The organism is Pseudonocardia sp. McavD-2-B (assembly GCF_024124365.1).
GTDB classification, from domain to species: Bacteria; Actinomycetota; Actinomycetes; order Mycobacteriales; family Pseudonocardiaceae; genus Pseudonocardia; species Pseudonocardia alni.
In genome coordinates, this window is the sequence record NZ_JAMXSG010000503.1 from 1 (window position 1) to 1,603 (window position 1,603).

Genomic DNA, 1,603 nt, shown 5'->3' on the forward strand with positions numbered 1-1,603 from the left:
CGGACCCGGCGGCGGCGAGTCCGCCGACGGGACCGACGCGGCCGCCAGCTGACACCACGCGTGCTGCGCGGCCGACCCCTGCGGGACCGGCTCCCGCTCCCGGGCGTCCCCGCCGAACGACGACACCGCGGCGACCGACTGGTCGCCGCGGTGCTCGTGCTGCTGCTGGCCGGGGTCGCGGTGCTCTACGCCGTGCAGAGCCCGGCCGCACACACCGAGTCGGTGACGGCAGCGACCGCGCCCACCCCACCGCCGCCGGTCGGCCCGGTCCCGGCCGGGTTCGGCGAGCTGTGGCGGGCGGCCAGCCCGGACACCCCGTTGCCGCTGGCGGTCGGGGACGGCGTCGTCGTCGCCGCGGGGGCGCGGGTCTCCGGGCACGACGCCCGCACGGGCGCCGAGCGCTGGAGCTACTCCCGTGACCTGCCGCTGTGCACCACCGGGTTCGCCGACGGCCGCGTGCTCGCGCTCTACCGCAACGACGAGTACTGCTCCGAGCTGTCCACGCTCCAGCCCGACTCCGGGGCCCGTGGACCGGCCCGGACCCTCGACGCCCGGCCCGGCACCCGGCTGATCGGCCAGGACCCGGTGGTCGCGACCGGCCAGGACTACGTCGAGACCTTCCGCTCCGACCTGGTCCGCACCGCCGAGTACGGCACGGTGCGCGCGCTGGAGGAGCCCGACTCGCAGCCGCGGTCGGGCTGCACGTTCCGCTCCTTCGCCGCCGCCGAGGACCGCGCCGCGATCCTGGAGCGCTGCCCCGGCGAGCCGTCCGAGCGGCTGACGGTGCTGCGCCCCAGCGGGACCGAGGGTGACCGGCCCGCGTTCGACTCGTCGTCGGTCACCGGTACCGACGGCGCCCAGGTGGTCGCCGCGTCGTCCGAGCGCGTCGCCGTCCTGCTCCCGGGCGCACCCCGCCTGGCCCTCTACGACCGGTCCGGGCGCAGCATCGGCGAGTTCCCGGTCGACGCGGGCGCGACGGTCGCCGCCCCCGCCGACGGCGTCGCCCGCACCACGGCCGACGACCGGCACCGCTACTGGTGGACCGGCGGCGCGACGGTCGCGCTGGAGACCCGCAGCCTCCAGCCGCGCTGGAGCCTGCCCGGCACGCTGGGCCCCGGGACCCGCTACGGCGACCGGCTGCTCGTGCCCGTCCCCGGCGGGATCGCCGACGTCGACCCGGCCACGGGTGTCGTCGCCCGGACCCTGCCGGTGGACCGCGGCCCGGTCACCGCGCCGGTCCTGCTCGCCACCCAGGGCACCCTGCTGGTCGAGCTGCGCGGCGACGAACTCGTCGTGCTGGGGCCCGCCGGCTGAGCCGGCGTCGGCTCCGCGCGGCTACAGGAACCAGCCGAACCCGAGCACCAGCGACGCCGTCACGACCACCCCGAGCGCGGCGAGCAACCCGGTGCGGTCCCGCCGCCGGTCCGCGACGACCTGGCCGACGACGGCGACGACCGCCGCCCCGACGTGCGCGACGATCGCGCCGGAGCCGGGACCGGGGACCCCGCTGTTCCCGGCCGCCCACTCCACGGCGACCAGCCCGAGGGCGAGCACGACCAGCCCGCCGGCGAGCACGCCGGCCAGGCCGCGCACCAGCCGGGCC

General features: G+C 78.6%; 1 protein-coding gene and 1 pseudogene. One reads left to right on the top strand and one right to left on the bottom strand.

Features of this window, described 5'->3' with window-relative positions:
* Nucleotides 1–60 precede the first annotated feature (60 nt).
* Complete coding sequence (locus NH602_RS30670) at nucleotides 61–1,314, top strand: hypothetical protein (protein WP_253069666.1); 1,254 nt, start codon at nucleotides 61–63, stop codon at nucleotides 1,312–1,314.
* A 21-nt stretch (nucleotides 1,315–1,335) separates the two neighbouring features.
* On the opposite strand, the pseudogene NH602_RS30675 reads toward NH602_RS30670, so the two are convergent.
* A pseudogene (locus tag NH602_RS30675) lies at nucleotides 1,336–1,603 on the bottom strand (hypothetical protein); the annotation flags it as partial.